17 protein-coding genes are annotated in these 18,440 nt (G+C 61.1%); 4 read left to right on the forward strand and 13 right to left on the reverse strand.

Annotated features, from left to right (window positions below):
• Nucleotides 1–215: 215 nt before the first annotated feature.
• Complete coding sequence (locus F6S08_RS30510) at nucleotides 216–1,079, reverse strand: LysR family transcriptional regulator (protein ID WP_027606132.1); 864 nt, start codon at nucleotides 1,077–1,079, stop codon at nucleotides 216–218.
• Nucleotides 1,080–1,095: 16 nt separating this feature from the next.
• Nucleotides 1,096–3,348, reverse strand: a complete 2,253-nt coding sequence (locus tag F6S08_RS30515) for a heavy metal translocating P-type ATPase (protein ID WP_315872722.1) — start codon at nucleotides 3,346–3,348, stop codon at nucleotides 1,096–1,098.
• Nucleotides 3,349–3,432: 84 nt separating this feature from the next.
• On the opposite strand from F6S08_RS30515, the gene cadR reads away from it, so the two are divergent.
• On the forward strand, nucleotides 3,433–3,873 hold the full coding sequence (gene cadR, locus F6S08_RS30520; protein WP_027606134.1) for a Cd(II)/Pb(II)-responsive transcriptional regulator: 441 nt from the start codon (nucleotides 3,433–3,435) through the stop codon (nucleotides 3,871–3,873).
• 144 nt (nucleotides 3,874–4,017) lie between these two features.
• On the opposite strand, the gene F6S08_RS30525 is transcribed toward cadR, so the two are convergent.
• From F6S08_RS30525 to F6S08_RS30535, 3 genes are all read right to left on the reverse strand, one after another.
• The gene (locus F6S08_RS30525; protein ID WP_015886389.1) at nucleotides 4,018–4,851 is read right to left on the reverse strand and encodes a thymidylate synthase; all 834 of its coding nucleotides are present in this window, start codon (nucleotides 4,849–4,851) and stop codon (nucleotides 4,018–4,020) included.
• A 52-nt stretch (nucleotides 4,852–4,903) separates the two neighbouring features.
• Nucleotides 4,904–5,716, reverse strand: a complete 813-nt coding sequence (gene lgt / locus F6S08_RS30530; protein WP_065924346.1) for a prolipoprotein diacylglyceryl transferase — start codon at nucleotides 5,714–5,716, stop codon at nucleotides 4,904–4,906.
• A gap of 65 nt (nucleotides 5,717–5,781) precedes the next feature.
• Nucleotides 5,782–6,564, reverse strand: coding sequence for a sulfite exporter TauE/SafE family protein (locus F6S08_RS30535; protein WP_137212344.1), 783 nt, complete (start codon nucleotides 6,562–6,564; stop codon nucleotides 5,782–5,784).
• Nucleotides 6,565–6,685: 121 nt separating this feature from the next.
• On the opposite strand from F6S08_RS30535, the gene F6S08_RS30540 reads away from it, so the two are divergent.
• Nucleotides 6,686–7,432, forward strand: coding sequence for an NRDE family protein (locus F6S08_RS30540; protein WP_137212343.1), 747 nt, complete (start codon nucleotides 6,686–6,688; stop codon nucleotides 7,430–7,432).
• A gap of 86 nt (nucleotides 7,433–7,518) precedes the next feature.
• Here F6S08_RS30540 and ptsP read toward each other — a convergent pair whose 3' ends face one another.
• On the reverse strand, nucleotides 7,519–9,798 hold the full coding sequence (ptsP, locus tag F6S08_RS30545) for a phosphoenolpyruvate--protein phosphotransferase (protein ID WP_027608425.1): 2,280 nt from the start codon (nucleotides 9,796–9,798) through the stop codon (nucleotides 7,519–7,521).
• Between the two features lie 22 nt (nucleotides 9,799–9,820).
• On the reverse strand, nucleotides 9,821–10,300 hold the full coding sequence (locus F6S08_RS30550) for an RNA pyrophosphohydrolase (RefSeq protein WP_003176750.1): 480 nt from the start codon (nucleotides 10,298–10,300) through the stop codon (nucleotides 9,821–9,823).
• A 143-nt stretch (nucleotides 10,301–10,443) separates the two neighbouring features.
• Between F6S08_RS30550 and F6S08_RS30555 the strand changes: the two genes are divergently transcribed.
• Nucleotides 10,444–11,103, forward strand: coding sequence for an HAD family hydrolase (locus tag F6S08_RS30555; protein WP_065924349.1), 660 nt, complete (start codon nucleotides 10,444–10,446; stop codon nucleotides 11,101–11,103).
• 24 nt (nucleotides 11,104–11,127) lie between these two features.
• On the opposite strand, the gene F6S08_RS30560 is transcribed toward F6S08_RS30555, so the two are convergent.
• The gene (locus F6S08_RS30560) at nucleotides 11,128–11,544 is read right to left on the reverse strand and encodes a DUF2269 family protein (protein ID WP_315872723.1); all 417 of its coding nucleotides are present in this window, start codon (nucleotides 11,542–11,544) and stop codon (nucleotides 11,128–11,130) included.
• A gap of 41 nt (nucleotides 11,545–11,585) precedes the next feature.
• The gene (gene ilvA / locus F6S08_RS30565) at nucleotides 11,586–13,100 is read right to left on the reverse strand and encodes a threonine ammonia-lyase, biosynthetic (protein ID WP_315872724.1); all 1,515 of its coding nucleotides are present in this window, start codon (nucleotides 13,098–13,100) and stop codon (nucleotides 11,586–11,588) included.
• A 137-nt stretch (nucleotides 13,101–13,237) separates the two neighbouring features.
• Between ilvA and rpiA the strand changes: the two genes are divergently transcribed.
• A complete protein-coding gene (rpiA, locus tag F6S08_RS30570) occupies nucleotides 13,238–13,909 on the forward strand; it encodes a ribose-5-phosphate isomerase RpiA (protein WP_065924352.1) in 672 nt (223 codons plus the stop codon).
• Nucleotides 13,910–13,927: 18 nt separating this feature from the next.
• On the opposite strand, the gene F6S08_RS30575 is transcribed toward rpiA, so the two are convergent.
• From F6S08_RS30575 to F6S08_RS30590, 4 genes are all read right to left on the reverse strand, one after another.
• Nucleotides 13,928–14,842: an SdiA-regulated domain-containing protein gene (locus F6S08_RS30575; RefSeq protein ID WP_027608420.1), complete on the reverse strand. Its 915-nt coding sequence runs from the start codon at nucleotides 14,840–14,842 to the stop codon at nucleotides 13,928–13,930.
• 121 nt (nucleotides 14,843–14,963) lie between these two features.
• Complete coding sequence (locus F6S08_RS30580) at nucleotides 14,964–15,890, reverse strand: SdiA-regulated domain-containing protein (protein ID WP_065938078.1); 927 nt, start codon at nucleotides 15,888–15,890, stop codon at nucleotides 14,964–14,966.
• Between the two features lie 336 nt (nucleotides 15,891–16,226).
• Nucleotides 16,227–16,892 carry a fumarylacetoacetate hydrolase family protein gene (locus F6S08_RS30585; RefSeq protein ID WP_027608418.1) on the reverse strand — a complete coding sequence of 222 codons (666 nt, stop codon included), beginning with the start codon at nucleotides 16,890–16,892 and terminating at the stop codon, nucleotides 16,227–16,229.
• 22 nt (nucleotides 16,893–16,914) lie between these two features.
• A complete protein-coding gene (locus F6S08_RS30590; protein WP_065948776.1) occupies nucleotides 16,915–18,309 on the reverse strand; it encodes an FAD-binding oxidoreductase in 1,395 nt (464 codons plus the stop codon).
• Nucleotides 18,310–18,440: the final 131 nt, after the last annotated feature.

Raw genomic sequence — 18,440 nt, forward strand, 5'->3', positions numbered from 1 at the left:
CCATGCTAGGCAGGCAATGCGTCGCTCTTATGGCAGGAAGGCAAAAGGCGGCGATAGTGGTATTCGCAGATTTGTGTAGGACGCTTGGCGGTGGGCTGCCTGGTCTACCGCAGTCGGGAGCCCCCTCCCACACTTGACCGAGTTCCAACATGGAAATGCGGGCACCTGTGGGAGGGGGCTTGCCCCCGATTGGTCCCCAAAGCCACTACAAGGCTTTAGATCGGCGACATTTCCTGCGCCAACCCCAGAAACGCCGCCGGCAGACGAGCGCCTTTTCTTTCCTTGAGGCAGTACAGGTACTCGGGAATCTGCGGCGCATGCTCGAGGGTCAGCACCTTCAGCTGCGGGTCATGGGGCACTTCCTGGCGGGCGATGATGCTGATGCCGATATTGCGCAGCACCGCTTCGCGGATCGATTCACGGCTGCCGATTTCCAGCAGCGGCCCGTAACTGACGCCCGCACCTTGCAGCATCTCTTCCGTAAGCCGCCGCGTGGTGGAGCCGGCTTCACGCATCAACAGCGTATGCCCCGCCAACGCACTGAGGGGTACATGGTCGAGCTTGGCCAGTGGATGGTTGCGGTGTACCGCCAGCACCAACGGGTCGGTGCCCAATACACGGCGGATCAGGCGCGGGTCTTCGAGCAACTGCGAGGATGCAGCGACATCGACGCGGTAATCGTCCAGCGCTTCGAGTACCTGCTGGGAGTTGCCGATTTCCACCGATACCTCCACCTGCGGCAGGCGTTCGCGAAAGGCTTTGACCAGGTCGAGGATGTAGTACGGCGCCGTCGCGGCAATCCTCAGTGCGCCCTGGACCTGGCCGCTGTTGCGCAGGAAAAACTCGATGTCCGCTTCCTGCTGCAGCAGCGTCTTGACCATCGGCAGCAGGCGCGCGCCCTCGTCGCTGACGGTGAGGCGGCGCCCGCCACGGTAGAACAGCTCGACGCCGTACTGGCTTTCCAGGTTGCGAATCTGGGTGGTGACCGTGGGCTGGCTCAGGCCGAGTTTTTTCGCCGCCTGGGTGATGCTGCCCAGGCGGGCGACCATAAAAAACGCCTTCAACTCGGCACTCAGCACACCACCCTCTCATCCTCTATTTGCGCAACAGGCGCAGGCCATTGAACACCACCAGCAGGGCCACGCCCATGTCGGCGAACACTGCCATCCACATGGTCGCCATGCCCAGGAACGTGACCACCAGGAAGATCGCCTTGATCACCAGGGCCAGGGTGATGTTCTGCTTGAGGATACTCGACGTTTGCCGCGACAAACGAATGAATGCCGGAATCTTGCGCAAATCATCGTCCATCAAGGCCACATCGGCCGTCTCGATAGCGGTGTCGGTACCTGCTGCGGCCATGGCAAAGCCAATCTCGGCGCGCGCCAGGGCCGGGGCGTCGTTGATGCCGTCGCCGACCATGCCCACCCGGTGGCCTTGGCCGTAGAGGGTTTCGATGGCGTGCAGCTTGTCGGTGGGCAACAGGTCGCCCTGGGCCTGATCGATGCCGACCTGGGCCGCAATCGCCTGGGCGGTGTGGGTGTTGTCGCCGGTGAGCATCAGAGTCTTGATGCCCAGCTCATGCAGTTGCTGGATGGCTTCGCGGCTGCTGTCCTTGACTGTGTCGGCCACGGCGAACAGCGCCAGCGGGCCGGACTTGTCGAGCAACAGCACCACGGACTTGCCCTGTTTTTCCAGGGCGAACAGCTTTTCTTCCAACTCCGGCGAACACAGGCCGAGGTCTTCCACCAGGCGGTGGTTGCCCAAGTGATAGGTCTGGCCATTAATATCGCCGCGCACGCCGCGACCGGCCAGGGCTTCGAAGTTATCCACAACGTGCACCGGCAGGTTTTTATCCACCGCCGCATTGGCAATCGCCAGCGACACCGGGTGATCGGAGCGCCCGGCCAAACTGGCGGCCAGGGCCGGGGCGCTGTCTTCGACAGTGGGGAACAGTGCCAGGTAATCGGTTTGCACCGGCTTGCCGTGGGTGATGGTGCCGGTCTTGTCGAGGGCCAGGTAGTCAAGCTTGTAACCGCCCTCCAGGTACACACCGCCCTTGATCAGGATGCCTTTGCGCGCCGCAGCCGCCAGGCCGCTGACAATGGTCACCGGGGTGGAGATCACCAGCGCGCACGGGCACGCCACTACCAGCAGCACCAGGGCGCGGTAGATCCAGTCGAACCAGGCGCCGGCCATGAACAGCGGCGGGATCAGCGCCACACCCAGGGCGAACAGGAATACGGCCGGGGTGTAGATTTTCGAGAAGCTGTCGACGAACCGCTGGGTCGGTGCCCGCGCGCCCTGGGCCTGCTCCACCGCATGGATGATGCGGGCCAGGGTGGAGTTGTTGGCAGCCGACGTGACCTTGTACTCCAGGGAACCGGCCTGGTTGATGGTGCCGGCGAAGACCTTATCGCCGACGGTCTTTTCAATCGGCAGGCTTTCACCGGTGATCGGCGCCTGGTCGATGGTGGACTGGCCAGCAGTGACTTCACCGTCAAGGCCGATACGCTCGCCGGGTTTTACCCGCACGATTGCGTCCAGCTCAATGCTTTTGACCTCCATTTCAACCCAGCTTCCATCAGCCTGCCGAACCGTGGCCTGTTCCGGTGTCATCTGCATCAAGCCACTGATGGCATTGCGCGCACGGTCCAGGGACTTGGCTTCGATCAGCTCGGCCACGGTAAACAGGAACATCACCATGGCCGCTTCCGGCCACTGGCCGATCAGGATCGCGCCAGTGACCGCGATACTCATCAACGCGTTGATGTTCAGGTTGAGGTTTTTCAGGGCAATCCAGCCCTTCTTGTAGGTGGTGAGGCCGCCGCTGAGGATCGACACCAGCGCTACCAGCGCAATCACCCAAGTGGGCGCGGCGTTGGTGAAGTGCAGTACTTCGGCGCCCAACGCGCCCACACCGGACAACGCCAGCGGCCACCAATGCTTCTTGGCGGGCGGCTCGGCGGCCGGGGTGCCCTCCACGATCGGATCGGCCTGCATACCCAGGGATTTGATCGCATCGATGATCGGCGCGGTACTCGGCAGGTCATGGGTGACGCCGAGGATGCGGTTGATCAGGTTGAATTCCAGCTGCTGCACACCGGCCAGCTTGCCCAGTTTGTTCTGGATCAGCGTCTGCTCGGTGGGGCAGTCCATGGCTTCGATGCGGAAGGTACTCAGGCGCGAGCCGGCGGTGGGCGCCTCGCTCAACTGCACCAGCGCAGGCGCAGGCGTGCCGGAACAGCAGGAACCGCCATGGCCGTGATCGTGCACGGGGGTGAGTTTCTTCGGCCCATGATCATGGTCATGGTCGTGTTTGTGCGGGGTGTGAATGGAGTCGCTCATCAGGTCGCGTCCGTAAGGTGCCTGTTGCCAAGTAAAGACCCTGTAGCCACTATAGGGTCAAGCACCCATTTGGAGATTGCTGCAATGAAGATCGGCGAACTGGCCAAACTGACCGATTGTCCGGTGGAAACCATCCGTTATTACGAGAAGGAAGGCCTGCTGCCACCCCCGGCACGCACCGAGGCCAACTACCGCGTGTACACCCAGGCGCACACCGAGCGACTGATCTTTATCCGCAACTGCCGCAGCCTCGACATGACCCTGGAAGAGATCCGCAGCCTGCTCGGGCTACGGGACAGCCCCCAGGACCAGTGTGAAAACGTGAATGCGTTGATCGACGAGCATATCCACCATGTAAAAGCGCGGATTGACGGGCTGCTGGCGTTGCAGGAGCAGTTGCTGGACCTGCGCCAACGCTGTGGCGGTGGGGACCACTGCGGGATTTTGCAGCGACTGGAGGTCAACGGCGGTGTAGCCGCCAGCGAGGCCGAGCCCTCACACGTAGGCAGAAGCCACGGGCATTAACCGGACCAAATGTGGGAGGGGCGGTGCGACGATTCGACTTGCCCCCGATGGCAGTGGATCAGCTAAATATTTGGTGGCTGAAACTCCGCCATCGGGAGCAAGCCCCCTCCCACACAAGCCCACACCCTTAGACTGAGGCAGCCTTTAGATAGCCACGTCGGCCTTGATGCTTGGATCAGCGTCATAGCCCACGATTTCAAAGTCTTCGAACTTGTAATCGTAGATCGACGCCGGCTTACGCTTGATCACCAGTTCCGGCAGCTTCTTCGGCGTGCGCGCCAGCTGGGTGCGGATCTGCTCCATGTGGTTGCTGTAGGCGTGGGTGTCGCCGGTGGTGACGATGATCTCGTGGGGAATCAGGTCGCATTGCTGGGCCAGCATATGGGTCAGCAGCGCCAGGGCGGCGGTGTTGTACGGCAGGCCGAGGAATACGTCGGAACTGCGGATGTACAACTGCATCGACAGATGGCCGTCATGCACGAACGCCTGGTACAGCAGGTGGCACGGTGGCAGGGCTTGCTTGCCATTGCGCGCGTTTTCCTGGGGGCTTTTGGTTTCGTCCGGCAGGTATTCGACGTTCCAGCCGTGGAACAGGATGCGACGGCTGTTGGGGTTGGTCTTGAGCGTGTGCACCATGTAGTCGATCTGGTTGATCGTGCCGCCATCCTTGGTCGGCCAGGCGGTCCACTGCTCGCCATACACCGGGCCCAGGTCACCGTCTTCGGTGGCCCACTCGTCCCAGATTTTCACACCGTTTTCGTTCAGCCACTTGATGTTGGTGTTGCCGCTCAACATCCAGATCAGTTCGTTGGCGATGCTTTTGAAGTGAAGCTTCTTGGTGGTCAGCAGCGGGAAGCCGTCGGCCAAGTTATGCCGATACTGACGGGCGAACACGGCCTTGGTGCCGGTGCCGGTACGGTCGCCTTTGGTCAGGCCATTGGTCACGACGTCGTTCAGTAGTTCGAGATATTGCTTCATGTCATTACCCGTATCGTTGAAGCCGAGACCTCGCGGGCCTCGGCATTCGAATTTAAAGCGCGGTGTGCTTCAGCGGTTGCGGGCGATTGTACGCCCACCACAGCAGGCCCAGGCCGACCAGGATCATCGGAATGCTGAGCACTTGTCCCATGGTCAGCCAGCCCCATGCCAGGTAACCCAGCTGGGCATCCGGCACGCGCACGAACTCGACGATGAAACGGAAGATCCCGTAGAACAGCGCGAACATGCCGGAAACGGCCATGGTCGGGCGTGGTTTGCGCGAAAAGAGGTACAGGATAAGGAACAGGGCCACGCCTTCCAACGCGAACTGGTACAGCTGCGACGGATGGCGCGGCAGTTGCGCCGGGTCGCTGAACGGCGGGAACACCATGGCCCACGGCACGTCAGTCGGCTTGCCCCACAACTCGGCGTTGATGAAGTTGCCGATGCGCCCGGCGCCCAGGCCGATCGGTACCAGCGGCGCGACGAAGTCCATCAGTTGGAAGAACGACTTGCCGTTGCGCCGGCCAAACCACCAGGCCGCGATCATTACGCCGATAAAGCCACCGTGGAATGCCATGCCGCCTTTCCACACTTCGAAGATCAGCGTCGGGTTGGCGATGTAGGCCGAGAGATCGTAAAACAGCACATACCCCAGGCGCCCGCCGACGATCACCCCCATCGACAACCAGAACACCATGTCGGAGAGCTTCTCCTTGGTCCAGGTCGGGTCGAAACGGTTCAGGCGCCGGGAGGCCAGCAGCCATGCACCGCCGATGCCGATCAGGTACATCAACCCGTACCAGTGGATTTTCAGCGGACCGATGGCCAGGGCCACCGGGTCGATCTGCGGGTAAGGCAGCATTGCGACTCCTCGTTAAATCATTCGTTATGGCAACCGGACCATGCCCGGGCGCGATTAAGCCTGCGTTACAGCAAAAAATTCAAACCGACACAAAACAGCAAGCCGGCGAACAACCGCTTGAGCAAGCGCGGCGACAACCGGTGCGCCAGGCGTGCGCCGAAACGGGCAAACACCATGCTGGTCAGGGCAATGCCCAGCAGCGCCGGCAAATACACGAACCCTAGACTATGAGCGGGCAACAGCGGGTCATGCCAGCCCAGAATCATGAAACTTAACGCACTGGCCAAGGCAATCGGCAGGCCACAGGCGGACGAGGTGGCCACCGCTTGTTGCATCGGCACGCTGCGCCAGGTCAAAAACGGCACGGTCAGCGAGCCGCCGCCGATGCCGAAAATCGCCGAAGCCCAGCCAATCAGGGTACCGGCCACAGTCAGGCCGAGCTTGCCCGGCACCGTGCGGCTGGCCTTGGGCTTGACCTCCAGGGCCAGTTGCACGGCGATGATCAGGGCGAATACGCCGATGATCTTCTGCAAGTGGGGGCCGGAAATCGCCTCGGCGGTCAGCGCACCAAAACCGGCGCCGAGCAGGATGCCCACGGTCATCCAGACAAAGATCGGCCAACGCACCGCGCCACGTCGGTGGTGCTCACGCACGGCATTGACCGAGGTAAAGATGATCGTCGCCAGGGAGGTGCCCACGGCCAGGTGGGTCAGCACCTGCGGGTCGAAGCCCTGCAAGGTGAAGCTGAACACCAGCACCGGCACGATAATGATCCCGCCGCCCACGCCAAACAGCCCGGCGAGCACGCCCGCGCACGCGCCCAGCAGCAAATACAGCAGAAATTCCATGGGAGCCCCCAAACCAGGTCCGGCATGTTAACGGATGGAAGGCATGCGACCCAACTGGATACGATGGAACACTGCTGCCGGTGTGGGTAGAGTGGCAAAAAACACAAACGGGAATCGCCTGATGTGCCTGATTGTTTTTGCCTGGCGGCCGGGCCATGCCCAGCCGCTGATCGTCGCGGCCAACCGTGACGAGTTCTACGCCCGCCCCAGCCTGCCGCTGGCCCAGTGGCCGGATGCGCCCGAAGTCTACGCCGGCCGCGATCAGGAAGCGGGCGGCACCTGGCTGGGCGTGAATGCCGATGGGCGTTTTGCTGCCCTGACCAATATCCGTGATCCGCACCAGCCGCCGGCACGCAAGTCCCGCGGGGAACTGGTGGCACGGTTTCTCAGTGGTTCGCTGCCGATTGACCAGTATTTGGCCGAGGTTAACGGCCGTTCGATTGAATATGCCGGGTTTAACCTGCTGGTGGGGACGCGGGAAGAGTTGTGGCATTACAACGCCAATCACACCGAGCCGACGCAGTTGAAAGCGGGCGTGTATGGGTTATCCAATGCAGGGCTGGATACACCTTGGCCGAAACTGCTTAAGGCCAAAGCCGCGCTGAGTGAGTTGCTGAACGATCCCCAGCCCGAAGCGCTACTGGAGATTCTGAGCGATCCGCAGATTGCACCGTTTGCCGAGCTGCCGGATACCGGCGTGGGGTTGGCGACGGAGAGTTTGCTGTCGAGTGTGTTTATCGCCAGCCCGAGTTATGGGACACGGGCGAGCACGGCGTTGATTGTGAATGCCGATGGCACGCGGCGGATGGTGGAGCGAAGCTTTGGACCGCATGGTGGGCGGCTCGGAGAGGTAGAACTCAAGTTCTGACGCTGATGCCGTCTTACCCAGCAGCGCGCCCGACGCAGCCTCGCTTGCGCTCGACAGCTGCTACGGGCGGGGGCTGCGTATCGCCATTAAAGGGTCTTGGCAGACGCCGGGTTGATCATCCGCGTCAGCCCCAGGTTTTTCAGCGCCAATTGCAGCGAGCTGTGGATAACCTGCGGGTTGTCGATGGTCATCAACTCCGCCAGCAGATCCTTGGCCATGCTCAGTTCAACCTGGCGCAGCATCCACTTCACCTTCGGCAGGTTGGTGGCGTTCATCGACAGGCTATCAAAGCCCATCGCCATCAACAGCACCGCTGCCGCCGGGTCACCGGCCATTTCACCGCAGATGCTCACCGGCTTGCCTTCGGCATGGGCGTCGCGCACCACGTGTTGCAGGGCTTGCAGCACCGCCGGGTGCAGGTAGTCGTAGAGGTCGGCCACCCGTGGGTTGTTACGGTCCACGGCCAGCAGGTACTGGGTCAGGTCGTTGGAGCCCACGGACAGGAAGTCCACCTGCCGCGCCAGTTCCTTGGCCTGGTACACCGCCGCCGGGATTTCGATCATCACGCCAATCGGCGGCATCGGTACGTCGGCGCCTTCGTCGCGCACTTCGCCCCAGGCACGGTGGATCAGGTGCAAGGCTTCTTCCAGCTCATGGGTGCCGGAGATCATCGGCAGCAGGATGCGCAGGTTGTTCAGGCCTTCGCTGGCCTTGAGCATGGCTCGGGTCTGCACCAGGAAGATTTCAGGGTGGTCGAGGGTAACGCGAATACCGCGCCAGCCGAGGAAGGGGTTGTCTTCCTTGATCGGGAAATACGACAGTGACTTGTCGCCACCGATGTCCAGGCTGCGCATGGTCACCGGCAACGGGTGGAAGGCGGACAGTTGCTCGCGATAAATCGCCAGTTGCTCCTTCTCACTCGGGAACCGCTGATTGATCATGAACGGCACTTCGGTGCGGTACAGCCCCACGCCTTCGGCGCCGCGCTGTTGCGCGCGCGCCACATCGGCCAGCAGGCCGGTGTTGACCAGCAGCGGTACACGGTGACCGTCGAGGGTCACGCACGGCAGTTCGCGCAAGGAATCGAGCCCGAGCGCCAGTTGCTTCTCTTCTTCCACCACCTCGGCGTATTGCTTGCGCAGGACTTCGCTGGGGTTGGTAAACACCTCGCCGCGATGCCCATCGACGATCATGTCGATACCGTCGACCTTGGAGTACGGCAGGTCCACCAGGCCCATCACCGTCGGAATGCCCATGGCCCGGGCCAGGATCGCGACGTGGGAGTTACCCGAACCCAGGACCGAGACCAGGCCCACCAACTTGCCTTCGGGCACTTCGCCGAGCATGGTGGCGGTCAGTTCTTCACTGATCAGGATGGTGTTGTCGGGGTAGACCAGGTTGGTGCTGCGGTCTTCCTGCAGGTAGGCCAGCAGGCGGCGGCCGAGGTCGCGCACATCCGAGGCCCGCTCGCGCAGGTAGGCGTCGTCCATCAATTCGAAACGGTTGACGTGATCGGTGACCACCTGACGCAGCGCGCCCTGGGCCCACTGGCCGGTCTTGATCACGGTCTTGACTTCGTTCCCGAGGGACGCGTCGTCGAGCATCATCTGGTACACGTCAAACAGCGCGCGCTCTTCGGGGCGCAACTGGGTGGCCAGCTTGGTCGACAGGTTGCGCATGTCGGCGCGCACGCCTTCCAGGGCCGTCTTGAACAGTTTGATTTCAGCGTCGATGTCGTCGACGTGCTTGTCCGGCACCACATCGAGGTCGGCCGGCGGCAACATGACCACGGCAGTACCGACCGCCGCACCCGGCGAACCCGGTACACCGACGAACTTGGCTTCCTGGATACCCTTGCCCTGGCCGCCCAGGCCGCGAATCGAGCCGGTGGCTTCGGCGTGGGCGATAACCCCGGCGAGCTGCGCGCTCATGGTCACGAGGAAGGCTTCTTCGCCCTCGTCGAACTGGCGACGTTCTTTTTGCTGGATGACCAATACGCCGACGACGCGGCGGTGGTGAATGATCGGTGCGCCGAGGAACGAGGCGTAGCGCTCTTCGCCGGTTTCGGCAAAGTAGCGATAACGCGGGTGATCGGCCGCGTTTTCAAGGTTCAGGGGTTCTTCACGCGTCCCCACCAAGCCCACCAGACCTTCATTGGGCGCCATGCTGACCTTGCCGATGGAGCGCTTGTTCAAGCCCTCGGTGGCCATCAGCACAAAACGGTTGGTCTCTGGGTCCAGCAGGTAAACCGAGCAGACCTGGCTGCCCATGGCTTCCTTGACGCGCAACACAATAATCCCCAACGCCGCCTTGAGATCCTTGGCGGAGTTAACTTCCTGGACGATCTTGCGCAGCGTATTGAGCATGGCTCGGGGTCGAACTCCGTCGTCAGTCGCGCGCTAAAAGGCGCGGGGCAAGCTCTTTGAGAGCGCGACGATAAACCTCGCGCTTGAATGTCACCACCTGGCCCAGCGGGTACCAATAACTGACCCAACGCCAGCCATCGAACTCCGGCTTACCGGTCAAATCCATCCGCACCCGCTGCTCGTTGGAGATCAGGCGCAGGAGAAACCATTTCTGCTTCTGGCCGATGCACAGCGGTTGGCTGTGGGTACGCACCAGGCGTTGCGGCAAACGATAGCGCAACCAGCCCCGGGTACAGGCCAGAATCTGCACATCTTCACGCTCAAGGCCGACTTCTTCGTTCAACTCACGGTACAAGGCGTCTTCAGGGGTTTCGTCGGGGTTGATTCCGCCTTGAGGAAACTGCCAGGCATCTTGGTTGATTCGGCGAGCCCATAGCACCTGTCCGGCATCATTCGTAAGAATAATCCCGACATTAGGACGGAAACCATCGGGGTCGATCACGGCAACAACCTCGCAAACGCATGTCGCCGCATTGTTCCACAAAGGTTGTTCCAGCGGCAACGAGGCTTCTTACCTTATGTGCACTCTTGTGAAAAGACCGTATTCTGGACGCCTTTTTACAGACTTTTCAGCGAGTAACTGCAATGCGCCTGGCTTTATTCGACTTGGACAACACCCTTCTCGGCGGTGACAGCGACCACGCGTGGGGCGATTACCTCTGCGAACGGGGGATTCTCGACGCGGTCGCCTACAAAGCCCGCAACGACGAGTTCTACCAGGACTACCTGGCCGGCAAGCTGGACAACGCCGCCTACCTGAACTTCTGCCTGGACATCCTCGGCCGCACCGAGATGGCCCAGCTGGACGAATGGCATAACGACTATATGCGCGACTGCATCGAGCCGATCATGCTGCCCCTGGCTGCTGAACTGCTGGCCAAGCACCGCGCCGCTGGCGACAAGCTGGTGATCATCACCGCCACCAACCGTTTCGTCACCGCGCCAATTGCCGCACGCCTGGGCGTCGAGACGCTGATCGCCACCGAGTGCGAGATGGAAAATGGCCGCTACACCGGGCGCAGCACTGATGTGCCGTGTTTTCGTGAAGGCAAGGTGACGCGCTTGAATCGGTGGTTGGAAGAGACTGGCTACAGCCTGGAAGACAGTTACTTCTACAGCGACTCGATGAATGACCTGCCGCTGTTGGAGCAGGTGACGCATCCGGTGGCGGTGGATCCGGATCCGAATCTGCGCGCTGAAGCCGAGAAGCGGGGTTGGCCGGTGATTACCCTGCGTAGCGAGTAACCGTGGTGAGCGGGCTTGCCCCGCTCACCACACCGGCTTGGCGCCCATGAGCCCGGCAATCGCCACAAACCCCACCAGGCTTACCACCGCCAGCACCAAGGTGAAATTCAGGCTGCCGCCCTCGCCTTTGCGCAGCCGGTTAAGCCGTGCCACCAGCCAGAACCAGGCCAGCGCGGCCACGGTGTAGAGGATGCTGGAACCCAGGATCCAGGTCTGCCCCAGCGGCCAGCCGACCAGGTGCACCAACCACCAGCCGGTAAACGGCATGCTGACCATGCAAACGCCCATCAGCAACCACACGAACGCCCACGGGCGCTGCACAGTCACGGCCGGGCCGGCGCTGCGCTTGCGCCAGGCCAACAGCGCCAGGCCGAGGCCGCTGAGCAGCAGCAACACCGTGGCGGCGATGTGGATAACTTTGAGGGTGGTCAGGGTTTCCATATGTCGTTTTCCTTAAAGGCCGCCCCAATCAGCGTAGTCGCTCAACCGAGAAACAGTTTGTAGGCCGGGTTATCGCTTTCATCCCAATACGGGTAGCCAATGGCCTCCAGGGCCGCCGGTACCAGATGGCGCTCGTTCGCCGGCACTTGCAGGCCGGCGACCACACGGCCGTCAGCGGCACCGTGGTTGCGATAGTGGAACATCGAGATGTTCCAGCGTCCGCCCAATTTGTTAAGAAAGTTGAACAGCGCCCCAGGACGTTCCGGGAATTCGAAACGAAACACCACTTCATCACTGACCTTGGCCGCATGCCCGCCGACCATATGGCGGATGTGCAACTTGGCCAGTTCGTTCTCGGTCAGGTCCAGCACCGGGAAACCCTGGCTGGTGAGGCTGGCGATCAGCGCACTGCGCGGGTCGTTTTCCGGATGGGTCTGCACGCCGACAAAGATGTGCGCTTCGCTGCCGGAGTGGTAGCGGTAGTTGAACTCGGTGATCTGGCGCTTGCCCACCGCCTCGCAGAACGCCTTGAAGCTGCCCGGTTTCTCAGGGATGGTCACGGCAATAATGGCTTCGCGGCCTTCACCCAGCTCGGCGCGCTCGGCCACATGGCGCAGGCGGTCGAAGTTGACGTTAGCGCCGGAGTCGATGGCCACCAGGGTTTGCCCGCTGATGCCACGGGTCTCCACGTATTTCTTGATGCCTGCTACGCCGAGCGCGCCGGCCGGCTCGGTGATGGAGCGGGTGTCGTCGTAGATGTCCTTGATCGCCGCACAGATTTCATCGGTGCTGACGGTGATCACTTCATCCACATAGTGTTTGCAGATGTCGAAGGTGTGCTGGCCGATCTGCGCCACCGCCACGCCATCGGCAAAAATGCCCACGGTGGGCAGCACCACACGCTCGCCGGCGGCCATGGCAGCTTGCAGGCAGTTGGAGTCGTCCGGTTCGACGCCGATGATCCTGATCTCCGGGCGCAGGTATTTCACGTACGCCGCAATGCCCGCGATCAGCCCGCCGCCGCCCACCGGTACAAAAATCGCGTCCAGGGGCCCCGGGTGCTGGCGCAGGATCTCCATCGCCACGGTGCCCTGCCCGGCAATGGTGTGCGGATCATCGTAGGGGTGAATGTAGACGTAGCCTTTTTCGTCGACCAGCTTCAGCGAGTAGGCCAGGGCTTCCGGGAAGGAATCGCCGTGCAGCACCACTTTACCGCCACGGGAGCGCACGCCTTCGACCTTGATCTCCGGAGTGGTCTTGGGCATCACGATCGTGGCCTTGACCCCCAGCACCTTGGCCGCCAGGGCCAGGCCCTGGGCATGGTTGCCCGCCGAGGCCGTGACCACGCCGCGTGCACGCTCTTCAGCCGTCAATTGAGTCAGCTTGTTGTACGCGCCGCGAATCTTGAACGAGAACACCGGCTGCAGGTCTTCACGCTTGAGCCAGACCTTGTTGCCCAACCGCTCGGAGAGCTGGCGGGCGGTCTGCAGCGGGGTTTCTACGGCAACGTCATAGACGCGCGAGGTGAGGATCTTTTTGACGTACTGTTCAAGCATCGGCGGAAATCACTGGGCGGGTTGGGCAGGGCCAAGGAGTCTAACCCAGCGTTTGGCCGGGCGACCACACGAATCCGGAGGTTTTGTTGGGTTATACTCGCGCGCCTCGATAACTCCCCGCCCGTTCCGGAGCCCGCATGACCCAGGATCAACTCAAACAGGCAGTGGCCCAGGCCGCCGTCGATTTAATCCTTCCCAAACTCGACGACAAGAGCATCGTCGGTGTCGGCACCGGCTCCACCGCCAACTGCTTTATCGATGCGCTGGCCCGGCACAAAGGCGCATTCGACGGCGCCGTGGCCAGTTCCGAAGCCACCGCCGCGCGTCTCAAGGGCCATGGCATTCCGGTGTACGAACTCAACACCGTGAGCGACCTGGAGTTCTACGTCGACGGCGCCGATGAAAGCGACGAACACCTGAACCTGATCAAGGGCGGCGGTGCAGCCCTGACCCGCGAGAAGATCGTCGCGGCGGTGGCCAAGACCTTTATCTGCATCGCCGACGCCAGCAAGCTGGTACCGGTGCTCGGCGCGTTCCCGCTGCCGGTGGAAGTCATCCCGATGGCTCGCAGCCACGTAGCCCGCGAACTGGTAAAGCTCGGTGGCGATCCGGTGTACCGCGAAGGCGTGTTGACCGACAACGGCAACATTATCCTCGACGTGTTCAATATGCAGATCACCCACCCGGTGGAGCTTGAGACCCAGATCAACGCCATCGTCGGCGTGGTCACCAATGGCCTGTTCGCTGCGCGTCCGGCGGATGTGCTGCTGCTGGGCACTTCCGAAGGCGTGAAAACCCTTAAAGCCTGATGCAAAACCCAATGTGTCTCAGGGATTGGGTTTCTTGAACACATAAAACAGGTTCGGCTCGCTGACCAGGTACAACGTACCCTCGTCATCCATGGCGATTCCTTCGGCCTGGGGCACCCGTTTTTTCAGGCCATGGCGTCCATTGAGCAGAGACAGGCTGCTCAATGGGCGACCGTCGATGTCCAGCTCCAGCACCAGGAACGACTCATCCGACAGCGCCAGCAAATGACCGCTGCGCTCGTCGTATTGCAGGCTCGACAGGTCGCGTACAAACAACCCGGCATCGCGCTTGGGGTTGTTGATCACGTGCACCGAGTAGGTTTTTTCCGGTTTGAAATGGGGAAAGCCGTGGACCTCGTAGATCAGCATCGGGTCGCGTTCCTTGGCCACGAACAGGCGCTTGCCCACCGAGTCATAGGCCAACCCCTCAAACCCCTTGTTGCCCCCGACATGCAGGCCCAGGGTCATCTGTTCCGCATCGGCGGCGTCGAGGAATTGGGTATCGTCGTCCACATGCACCTTGATCAGCCGCTGCTGGCGCTCGTCGGTGATGACATAGATGTTGTCGCTGATAAATTCCACCGCCTCGGCATCACCAAACCCCACCAACGGGATGCGTCGCAGGATCTTGCCCTCAAGGGACAGCTCGATCAGCTCGGCGTTTTTATTGGTGACGGTAAACAGGCTCTTGCGTACCGGATCGTAGGTGAGGGCCGAGACATCGTCGTCGAGCCCTTCGATAACCTGGGCTTCAAGGGTCACTCGGTAATCCGCCAGGCCGATGGAGCGCTCGTCCGCCGGCTGACGCCAGGCCTGCCAGTTGAACCAGGCGCGCTCGAACAGGCGAAAATGCTGCGCAACAGCCCCGGCGCTGACCAGGGCGATCAACACCAGCATAAAAAGAATGGGTTTGGGGCGGGCAAATCGACGCATCGGGCGGTGCTCAAAGTCAAAAGTGGCGAATGAATATCACGCCTGTCTGAATTTAAACTTAAACGCGCCCCGGTGTCTGGCGAATGCCGCTAATAGAGAAATATCCGACGTGATTCGTCTGTTATTTCTGCTTTTCGAAACGATAGAACAGGTTTGGCTCACTGACCATATAGAGCGTGCCGTCCTCATCCATCGTTACCCCCTCCGCACGAGGGATGGTGTTCTTGAGGCCGTTGAAGCCACCGAGCAGGGTCATGAAGCTGACTTGTTCACCCTTCTCATCCAACTCCAGCAACAAGTGGGAGTCGGCCGATAACACCAGCAGATGGCCGGTGCGCGGGTCGATGGCCAGGGCCGAAAGGTTGCGCATGTCCAGCTCTTTGCTGGCCAGTTTCTGTTTATCGCCGACAAGGGTCTGGCTGCCGTCGCTTTTCCAGGTGAACAACGCCGGCGGCCGCTCTTCTCCCAGCACAAATTGCTGATTGCGCTTGTCCCAGGTAAGCCCCTCGAACGCTTTGTTCTGATCCTTGGACGGGCCCAGGTCATAGCTCGGGAAGTCGGCCTTGTTCAATTGCTGGGTGGCAGCGTCGATCTTGACGATGGTCAGGTTGTGCTGGCGTTCGTCGACCACGGCCATCAGGCCATTTTCCATCACGGTCACGCCTTCCGGGTTGTCCCAGCCATTGAGCGGCATCTTGCGCAATACATCGCCTTGCAGGCTCAGCTCGACAAGGAACGGGTTTTTACCCATGACGGAAAACAGGGTTTTGGTCTGCGGGTTATAGGAGACGTCCGAGGCTTCGTCTTTCTCCATGCCCGGCAAAACCTTGGCGTCGATGACAACGTGATAGTCAGGCAACCACACACTTTCGCTGCGCTCGGCGGGCGTTTCAAAGCCCTCCAACAGCCACAGCACGCCGCGATCGTCCCAATGCATGGCCCAGGAAATGCCGTACACGATGGCACCCGCCAGAAATAGCCAGGAATACCAGCGCAAGGCAAAGCGAGAGCGCGGCTTGGGTGTGGCGGAAGGCAGGGACACGGCCATTGGGTGCTTTTCCGGAAAGTCAGCGGTAGGTGATAGCACAGGATCAATGGACCCGCGCGCAGGAGGCTGAGGATTATCCGGATGGGGTGTGAAAAAAATGCAAAAGCCGATGCACGAGATGGATTCGGACCCAATGTGGAAGGGGGCAAGCCCTAATGCCAGTCAGTTAAGCGTACATCGCCTCCTGTAGGAGCGAGCTTGCTCGCGAAAAACGTCAACGATAACGCGTGCTTCCTGAATGAACGCGGCGCCTGTGAGTTTTTCGCGAGCAAGCTCGCTCCTACAAAAAGCCTTAACTGACTGGCATTAGGGCTTGCCCCCTTCCACATCAGGTGCTTATCGAACGCTGCTTTCGAAACGATTCACGCCGGTCAATTCCAACACCAGGTCATCACCCACATTCAATGGGCCCACGCCGGCCGGGGTGCCGGTGAGGATCACGTCGCCGGCCTGCAGCGAGAAGCAGCCGGCCATGTACTGGATCATCGGCACGATCGGGTTGAGCATGCTCGCGCTGTTGCCGTCCTGGCGCACTTCGCCATTGATGGTCAGGCGAATGCCAATATCGGTCACGTCCGCGAAGGTGCTGCCGACCACGAACGGCGCAATCACCGCCGCGCCGTCGAAGGACTTGGCGATTTCCCACGGCAGGCCCTTGGCTTTCAGCTCGGATTGCTTGTCGCGCAGGGTCAGATCCAGGGCCGGGGCGAAACCGGAGATGGCGTCCAGCACCTCTTCACGGCTGGGCTTGTTCGACAGCGGCTTGCCGATCAGCACCGCGATTTCCGCCTCGTAGTGCACCGAACCGCGCTCGGTCGGAATGCTGAAACCGCCTTCCAGCGGGACGACGCAACTGCCCGGCTTGATGAACAGCAACGGCTCGGTCGGCACCGGGTTGTCCAGTTCCTTGGCATGTTCGGCGTAGTTACGCCCAATACACACCACTTTACCCACAGGAAAGTGGATATTGGTGCCGTCGACATACTTGTGCTGGTAGCTCATGAAACGACTCCTTCGGGGGCGGTTAAACCGCGAAAATCTTGCCAGGGTTCATGATCCCGTTCGGGTCGAACACCGCCTTCACTGCTTTCATGTATTCGATCTCAACCGGCGAACGGCTGTAAGTCAGGTAATCACGCTTGGTCATGCCCACGCCGTGTTCGGCGGAGATCGAGCCGTTGTACTTCTGAACGGTTTCGAACACCCACTTGTTCACCGTGGCGCACTTGGCGAAGAACTCATCCTTGCTCAGGTTTTCCGGCTTGAGGATGTTCAGGTGCAGGTTGCCGTCGCCGATATGGCCGAACCAGACAATTTCGAAGTCCGGGTAGTGTTCGCCGACGATAGCGTCAATTTCCTTCAAGAACGCCGGAACTTTGGAGACTGTGACCGAAATATCGTTCTTGTACGGCGTCCAGTGGGAAATGGTCTCGGAGATGTACTCGCGCAGTTTCCACAGGTTATGCAACTGGGTTTCGCTCTGGCTCATCACGCCGTCCAGCACCCAGCCCTGCTCGACGCAGTGCTCGAAGGTTTCCAGGGCGTGGTTGGCGACTTCTTCGGTGGTGGCTTCGAATTCCAGCAGCGCGTAGAACGGGCACTCGGTTTCGAACGGCGCCGGCACATCGCCACGACCGAGGACTTTGGCCAAGGCCTTGTCGGAGAAGAACTCGAAGGCGGTCAGGTCCAGCTTGCCCTGGAAGGCGTGTAGCACCGGCATGATCGAGTCGAAATCGGTGGTGCCGAGCACCATCGCGGTGAGGTTTTTCGGCGCACGGTCCAGGCGCATGGTGGCTTCGACCACAAAGCCCAGGGTGCCTTCGGCGCCGATAAACAGTTGGCGCATGTCATAGCCGGTGGCGTTCTTGATCAGATCGCGGTTCAGCTCCAGCACATCACCCTTGCCGGTGACGACCTTCATGCCAGCCACCCAGTTGCGGGTCATACCGTAGCGAATGACCTTGATCCCGCCGGCATTGGTGCCGATATTGCCGCCAATCTGGCTGGAACCGGACGACGCGAAGTCCACCGGGTAGTACAGGCCTTTTTCTTCGGCGACGTTCTGCAATTGCTTGGTGACCACGCCCGGCTGGCACACGGCGGTGCGGTCGGTGAGGTTCACGTCGAGGATCTGGTTCATATAATCGAACGAGACGACCACTTCGCCATTGGCCGCCACGGCAGCAGCCGACAGGCCGGTACGACCACCGGATGGCACCAGCGCCACCTTGTGCGCATTGGCCCAACGGACGATGGCCTGCACTTGCTCGGTGGTCTTGGGGAACACGATGGCGGTGGGCGCGGGCGCGAAGTGCTTGGTCCAATCCTTGCCGTAAGCCTCCAGGGAGTCGGCGTCGGTCAGCACTTTGCCGGGCTCAACCAGGGTCTTTAGCTCATCAATCAGGGCAGGATGGGTCATCGACAGAACTCTCGAACAATTCATGGTCATCCTGAGAACGCTTCACGTCGCAGGAATAGGTGTTTAGCGGGGCGCGTATGCTAGCATACCGCCCCCGCAGGACAGAGCCCAAGGGCGTTTCTGCGGTGACG

This window comes from Pseudomonas sp. JV449 (assembly GCF_032424295.1).
Lineage (GTDB): Bacteria > Pseudomonadota > Gammaproteobacteria > Pseudomonadales > Pseudomonadaceae > Aquipseudomonas > Aquipseudomonas marginalis.